The sequence below is a fragment of the Erwinia sp. INIA01 genome (genome assembly GCF_025947915.1).
In the GTDB taxonomy this organism is placed as follows: domain Bacteria; phylum Pseudomonadota; class Gammaproteobacteria; order Enterobacterales; family Enterobacteriaceae; genus Erwinia; species Erwinia coffeiphila.
The window spans coordinates 1-6,620 of the sequence record NZ_JAPDNC010000028.1 but is presented as its reverse complement, the minus strand read 5'-3'; the positions used below and the strand labels follow the sequence as shown (position 1 = coordinate 6,620).

Sequence of the window (6,620 nt, the reverse complement as noted above, 5' to 3'; positions counted from 1 at the left end):
GAAAGCGAGAAGAGAATCAGCGCCGCCATCCTCGACCACGACCGGAAGCTGTCCTCAGCCATGAGCCAGCGCACGAAAGGGATGCTGCGCATGGTCAGCCAGACGTGGCTGACCATCGTCCTGGTCTCCGCGCTGCTGATCGCATCGAGCGCGGGCATTCTGTGGTGGCAGGGGCAGCAGATACTCGACAACTATACGAGCATCCGGGAGCAGAAAGACGCGCTGGAGAAGCTGAACGCCCGGACGTGGGGCGTGATGTATCAGGAAGACAACCAGGGGCGCTTTCTGGTGCTGCCGGAGGGCGTGAAAGCGGATACGAACTGGACGTTCGACAACGGCACGAAGATCGGCATCAGACTGGTACGGGAGTAGAGCAGCATGACGGAGCTGGAAAAACAGTTGCTGAGCGCATTAGAGCAGCTACAGCAGGACTACTCGAAAAGGCTGGACGAGTGGGAGAACGCCTTCGCGGAATGGCGGACGATGTCTGGTCTTATGCAACGGGAGAACGCGGCGCTGAGCGAGCGCGTCACGGGCTTGAGCAGGCAGGTGCAGAGTTTGAGCGAGCAGCTGCGCCGGTTGTCGCAAGGCTGAACGGCATCGAAGCGCACCGGGAGCAGGAGCGGGCTGCGCAGCATCAGAAAGCGCTGGAGCTTGAGAGATCGCAGCGACAGCGGACGTACAACGGACCGTCGTTGTAACAAACCGGATAAAACAGGGCTTTCGGCGGAGATCTGCGCCGAAAACCGGTGTCATTCACCCGGCTGCATGGCTATGCATTCGGGTGAAATTTATCAGGCGCAGGCGGCGCGGTTTTCCGGGGGATTTGCTGCGGGTTTTACCCGGCAGGCACAGTATTCGCGCCGAACCCGCCCGGAGCGGTGCGGGCAAGAGATGTTATGTTCAATTAGACCGTGCGGCAGATACAAAAAAGGCCGCCTGTGGGCGACCTCTTCTGGCACTTCCTTTTGCGACCATCCGTTATTTGTACAGCTCAGCGGTCATGTGAACGACGTTATTACTATTTACGCCGGTGATTTTGTACTGATCGCCACGCTGTTGTGTCTGCTGTGAGCGATAAGCGGACGTTCAAATAACGGGCCTGAAAGCTAGGCCCATGCGCTTCATCGCAGCATCAGCAGAGCCTGACGACTTTCTGACAACATCTCTGTGGTGTGACTGCCGATAAAGAACCGGCGTAGCCGTGAATGGCCATAAGCTCCCATCACCGTCAGGTCGATGCCATTCTCATCGGCATACCGGCATAACGCGCCGGTGACAGATTTATCCTTCAGTAGTTGGGCTGCCGTGACGAGCCCAGACTCCTGCAGAATCGCTTGTGCATCCTGCAGCGTCGACGCTTCGCCGTTAACCATGACTATATGACAGGTCAGGCCGCTCAGCAGCGGGCTGACGGACAGGCGCATCAGATTTTCCCGGCTCGCCTCACTGCCGTCGTACGCAAACATGACCCGTGACGGCGTCGAAAAGGTTTCCGGCACGACCAGCACTGGCCGCTTCTGCAACCGAATGACGCTTTCTAGGTGGCTGCCAACCGGATTCTGTGAGCCTCTGCGGCCCAGCACCATCAGGCGGATATCTCCCAGCTCTGCCAGGATCTCATCCAGTGCGCCGTGCTTTTGCATCAGCTGGGCCTCCGGCTGTCCGGCCTGCTTCAGCAGCGCCGCACAGTCAGTCAGCACGGTCTTTCCCTGTGACATCATCAGACGGCTGCGCTCGCCCTCGATGCGGACCAGCTCTTCAGTCAGCTGCTCCCGACTGTCGATACCAATGGTGCCGGTCAAGTCAGACACTGCGGGAGGATCATTTTTTTCCAGCACGTGCATCAGGGCAAGCGGCACATCCAGCTTACCGGCTGCCCAAGCAGCATATTCACAGACCGGGCGGGTTGATGGCGAGCCGTCAACGCAGGCAATAACGGTGTTATTCATGTTGAATTCTCCTATGGATTAATGGCCGCCCATCAGCTTTTCAACTTCTTCAGGTTTGTCATGCACGCCAAAGCGATCAACGAGAGTCCGGGTTGCGTCGTTCATGCCCCTGATTTCCACCTCCGTGCCTTCGCGGCGGAACTTGATCACGATGCGGTCCAGCGCGCTGACCGACGTAATGTCCCAGAAGTGGGCGTGCGTCACGTCGATCACCACGCGATCCAGCGCCTCGCGGAAGTCGAAGTAATTGGTAAACCGGTCAGACGAGGCAAAAAAGACCTGGCCGGTCACGGTGTAAGTACGGGTATCGCCCTTCAGCTCAGAGGAAACTGCCATGAAGCGGGCGACCTTGGTGGCGAAGTTCAACGCTGCAATCAACACGCCGGTCAGCACGCCAAATGCCAGGTTATGCGTGGCCACCACCACCACCACAGTTGCCAGCATCACCACGCTGGTTGAGAGAGGATGGGATCGCAAGTTGCTGATAGACCGCCAGGAAAAAGTACCGATAGAGACCATAATCATCACCGCAACCAGCGCCGCCATCGGTATCTGAGAAACCCACTGGCGCAGGAAGATAATGAGACAGAGCAGCACCACGCCAGCGGTCAGCGTTGAAAGACGCCCGCGTCCGCCGGACTTCACGTTAATCACCGACTGACCAATCATGGCGCAACCCGCCATGCCGCCAATGAAAGAGGTGCAGATATTGGCAATACCCTGCGCCTTGCACTCGCGGTTCTTGTCGCTCTGCGTGTCGGTCATGTCGTCCACGATGGTCGCGGTCATCATCGACTCCAGCAGACCCACCACGGCGAGCCCGGCGGAATACGGCAGAATAATCAGCAACGTTTCGAGGGTAATTGGGATGTCAGGAATGAGGAATACCGGCAGGCTGTCCGGCAGTTTTCCCATATCGCCCACGGTGCGCACGTCAAGGTGCAGCCACATGGAAATGGCGGTCAGTACGATGATGCAGACCAGGGGAGAAGGGATGGTTCTATTCAGGTACGGGAAGAGATAGATGATACCAAGGCCGGCAGCGGTCAGGGCATATACGTGCCAGGTGACGTTGGTGAGTTCCGGCAGCTGCGCCATGAATATCAGTATCGCCAGTGCATTCACGAAGCCAGTCACCACCGAGCGCGACACGTAACGCATTAGGCTGCCGAGCTTCAGGTAGCCAGCAATCAGCTGGAACACGCCGGTCAGTACGGAGGCTGCGAGCAAATACTGTAGCCCGTGGTCTTTCACCAGCGTGACCATAAGCAGCGCCATCGCACCGGTGGAGGAAGAAATCATCGCCGTGCGGCCGCCAAAGAAGGCCATGACTATAGGAATGCAGAACGCGGAATAGAGACCGACCTGCGGATCTACGCCAGCGATGATGGAAAAGGCGATCGCTTCTGGAATAAGCGCGAGCGCGACCACAATACCGGCGAGGACGTCACCACGGACGTTACCCAGCCAGTCCTTACGCGTCGAGGACAGCAACATAGTAGTTTCTCAGTTTTTGAATGCAGTCAGCCCGTGAGGGCTAAAATTATGTACGAAAAAGCACATCCGCAGACGGGATGTTTTTGAGTGCGCAGCTGAGGTTATTCAGTGCGACAGAGAGGGGTAATGCTCAGGGTGGCGTAATACACATGATAATTTTTTATTAACTCCTTTACAGGCTTTTATGCACCTTAAGGAACCAGAAAGACCGGCTTTACAGGATTTAAGTGCTGGTCACGAATGCCCTTCGGGCGGATTACAGTCAGAGCTGTCCCGGCAAAAAGCCTTTTTACTCTACACGAAGCTTAAACGGGGTCAATGCGCCAGGGATGACAAATGTCCGCAAAGCACGCTGTTATCAGTGCAAATCGACCTCATTTTCATGAAGATTTTCCGGTTATGTGACGGCTGAGTACTACGTTGATGGTACTATCCGTGTATCAATTATGTGAGACAACATTGGGACGGGTGGTGCTTATGGCTTGGCATAAGGTGAGACAGGCGCAGAAATTGACAGGAAAAGCTCGTTCCAGTCTATATCGTGATATGTCATCAGGCCGCTTATCATATAGGACTGATTCGGACGGTGGGCGTTCTATTGAGACAAGTGAATTAATCCGAGTCTATGGTGAGTTGAAACAAGAAGGGACAGTGTCACGGGACGCTGAAAGACAAGGGGATGAGACACAGAATCAGGTAATAAGTGAGCTTATTCGTGAAATAAAATCCCTTCGTGAGGAAGTTTCTGGGCTAAGGAGCGAACTGCAGGAAGTGAGACGCATAGAAGATAAGACGGAAGCTGTTGAAACATCAAATAAAAAACAATCATGGTGGCGGCGTTTAGTCTCATAGTACTTTGTTACTAGATTCGTCAGAGACCATTACTGTAACTGTTTGAAGATTGTTTCTTCACTTAACCTGGCGTTTTAAAAGGTTTTTTACTAGAGAGTTATCTTGACGTGATCTGATGTCGCGGCGTAAATTAGCCTCTGAAACGAAAAAACCACCTGGGGAGGTGGTTTGATCGAAGGTTAAGTCAGTTGGGGAACTGCTTAACCAGGTAACTGGCTTCGAGAGAGCGCAATTACCAAATACGTCCTTCCAGTGTAGCCGTAGTAAGGCTAAAACTTCAAGAACTCTATAACCACTCGGTTATGAATTTTCGCTCTCTCAAGTCCGTTACCATTGGCCACTGCCAATGGCGATTAGTCGTGTCCGTCCGGGTTGGGATCATGTTTGTTAGTTACCGGATGAGGCGCAGTGGTTGGACTGAACGGGGGGTTCGTGCAAACAGTCCAGCTTGGAGCGAACTGCCTACCCGGAACTGAGTGTCAGGCGTGGAATGAGATAAACGCGGCCATAACAGCGGAATGATACCGGTAAACCGAAAGGCAGGAACAGGAGAGCGCACGAGGGAGCTACCCATCGGAAACGGTGGGGATCTTTAAGTCCTGTCGGGTTTCGTCACCGCTGTCGGATTCATGGTTGAGCTAAGGCTCCCACAGATGCACCAAAAAAGCGTCTGTTTGTGAATTCCGGCAGGGGGGCGGAGCCTATGAAAAAACGGCAACGCCGCATCCTTTTTCCGGCTCTTTCTGACTTGAGCACTGCTTGTCTATCCCATCATCTGTGAGCCGGTAACGCCCGCCGCAGTCTCACGGCAGGAGCGTAGCGACCGAGTGAGCGAGGAGGCGTCATTTCACCTTCAATGGCATTTTGCACTTACGCCCCGCAGCTTCATTTTTCCCCTGCCACATGAAGCACTTCCCTGAATTCCCACTTCGATTTACCATATTAAGCCAGTATACACTCCGCTAGCGCTACGTGACTGGTTCAGGGCTGCGCCCCGAAACCCGCTAAAAGCACTGACGCGCCTGCGGCTTGTCCAACCCCGTGCCGTCCGGGAAAGAATTTCCCGCCCGTCCCGGCGTTATCAGGAGGCCGGATTGGCAGACAAACGCAGCAAAATGCTCACCATGTGGGTAACGGAAGATGAGCACCGGCGTCTGCTCGAGCGCTGCGACAGTAAGCAACTCGCGGCCTGGATGCGCCAGACGTGCCTGGACGAGAAGCCGGCCCGCGCCGGCAAACTTCCGTCGATCTCGCCGGCGCTGCTTCGGCAGCTCGCCGGTATGGGTAACAACCTCAACCAGATAGCCCGCCAGGTTAACGCCGGTGGGGGTACCGGGAACGATCGCGTGCAGGTTGTCGCCGCGCTGATGGCCATTGATGCCGGACTCGAGCGGCTGAGGCACGCCGTGCTGGAAAAGGGGACAGACGATGATCGTTAAGTTTCACCCGCGAGGACGCGGCGGTGGCGCCGGTCCGGTGGATTATCTGCTGGGGAAAGACCGGCAGCGCGACGGCGCCAGCGTTCTGCAGGGGAAGCCGGAGGAAGTCCGGGAGCTTATCGACGCCTCGCCCTACGCCAAAAAGTACACATCCGGCGTTTTGTCCTTTGCCGAAAAGGATTTACCGCCCGGCCAGCGCGAAAAGCTGATGGCAAGCTTTGAGCGGGTTCTGATGCCCGGACTCGATAAAGACCAGTACAGCGTGCTGTGGGTTGAGCACCAGGACAAGGGGCGGCTGGAGCTGAACTTCCTGATCCCGAACACGGAGCTGCTCACAGGCAAACGGCTACAGCCGTATTACGACCGCGCCGATCGTCCGCGCATTGATGCCTGGCAGACCATAGTGAACGGCAGGCTGGGGCTGCACGACCCGAACGCGCCGGAAAACCGGCGGGCGCTGGTCACGCCGTCCGCGCTGCCGGAGGCGAAACTGGACGCCGCTCAGACGATTACACGGGGGTTACTGGCCTTAGCCTTGTCCGGGGAGCTGAAAACCCGGCAGGACGTCACTGAGGCGCTGGAAAGCGCGGGTTTTGAGGTGGTGCGCACCACGAAAAGCAGCATCAGCATTGCCGACCCGGACGGGGGGCGAAACATCCGACTGAAGGGAGCCATCTATGAACAGTCTTTTAACGCTGGCGAAGGACTTAGAGCAGAAATCGAAAGCGCAGCAGCAGAGTACCGGCGAGATGCTGAAAGCCGCATTCAGCGAGCACGAGAAGTCTGTCAGAGCGGAACTGAGCGAAAGCGAGAAGAGAATCAGCGCCGCCATCCTCGACCACGACCGGAAGCTGTCCTCAGCCATGAGCCAGCGCACGAA

Annotated in this window: 6 protein-coding genes and 1 pseudogene; 4 read left to right on the top strand and 3 right to left on the bottom strand. The window is 56.1% G+C overall.

Going from position 1 to position 6,620, the window contains the following annotated elements; translation table 11 throughout:
• Both OMR58_RS25695 and OMR58_RS25690 read left to right on the top strand, forming a co-directional pair.
• Window positions 1-372, top strand: a 372-nt coding sequence (locus OMR58_RS25695) for a mobilization protein (RefSeq protein WP_264547302.1), incomplete at its 5' end; no start/stop codon positions are given.
• Window positions 373-378: 6 nt separating this feature from the next.
• Window positions 379-594 carry an MbeD family mobilization/exclusion protein gene (locus OMR58_RS25690; RefSeq protein ID WP_000137421.1) on the top strand — a complete coding sequence of 72 codons (216 nt, stop codon included), beginning with the start codon at window positions 379-381 and terminating at the stop codon, window positions 592-594.
• A 387-nt stretch (window positions 595-981) separates the two neighbouring features.
• Here the strand turns inward: OMR58_RS25690 and OMR58_RS26025 are convergent.
• The 3 genes and pseudogenes from OMR58_RS26025 to OMR58_RS25675 form a co-directional block, all read right to left on the bottom strand.
• A pseudogene (locus tag OMR58_RS26025) lies at window positions 982-1,068 on the bottom strand (DUF1471 domain-containing protein); the annotation flags it as partial.
• A gap of 56 nt (window positions 1,069-1,124) precedes the next feature.
• Window positions 1,125-1,952, bottom strand: coding sequence for a universal stress protein (locus tag OMR58_RS25680; protein ID WP_264547300.1), 828 nt, complete (start codon window positions 1,950-1,952; stop codon window positions 1,125-1,127).
• A gap of 18 nt (window positions 1,953-1,970) precedes the next feature.
• Window positions 1,971-3,449 (bottom strand): SulP family inorganic anion transporter, encoded by a 1,479-nt coding sequence (locus OMR58_RS25675; RefSeq protein ID WP_264547299.1) that lies wholly within the window; start codon window positions 3,447-3,449, stop codon window positions 1,971-1,973.
• A 1,967-nt stretch (window positions 3,450-5,416) separates the two neighbouring features.
• On the opposite strand from OMR58_RS25675, the gene OMR58_RS25670 reads away from it, so the two are divergent.
• Complete coding sequence (locus OMR58_RS25670) at window positions 5,417-5,740, top strand: MobC family plasmid mobilization relaxosome protein (protein ID WP_264547304.1); 324 nt, start codon at window positions 5,417-5,419, stop codon at window positions 5,738-5,740.
• A partial coding sequence (mbeA, locus tag OMR58_RS25665) for a plasmid mobilization relaxase MbeA (protein WP_444861346.1) occupies window positions 5,730-6,620 on the top strand: 891 nt, incomplete at its 3' end. The genes OMR58_RS25670 and mbeA, both read left to right, overlap by 11 nt.

What these genes read in the sequence shown, in the direction of transcription:
- OMR58_RS25690 (WP_000137421.1), top strand. Translation starts at nt 379, where the DNA reads ATGACGGAGCTGGAAAAACAGTTGCTGAGCGCATTAGAGCAGCTACAG.
- OMR58_RS25680 (WP_264547300.1), bottom strand. Translation starts at nt 1,952, where the DNA reads ATGAATAACACCGTTATTGCCTGCGTTGACGGCTCGCCATCAACCCGC.
- OMR58_RS25675 (WP_264547299.1), bottom strand. Translation starts at nt 3,449, where the DNA reads ATGTTGCTGTCCTCGACGCGTAAGGACTGGCTGGGTAACGTCCGTGGT.
- OMR58_RS25670 (WP_264547304.1), top strand. Translation starts at nt 5,417, where the DNA reads ATGCTCACCATGTGGGTAACGGAAGATGAGCACCGGCGTCTGCTCGAG.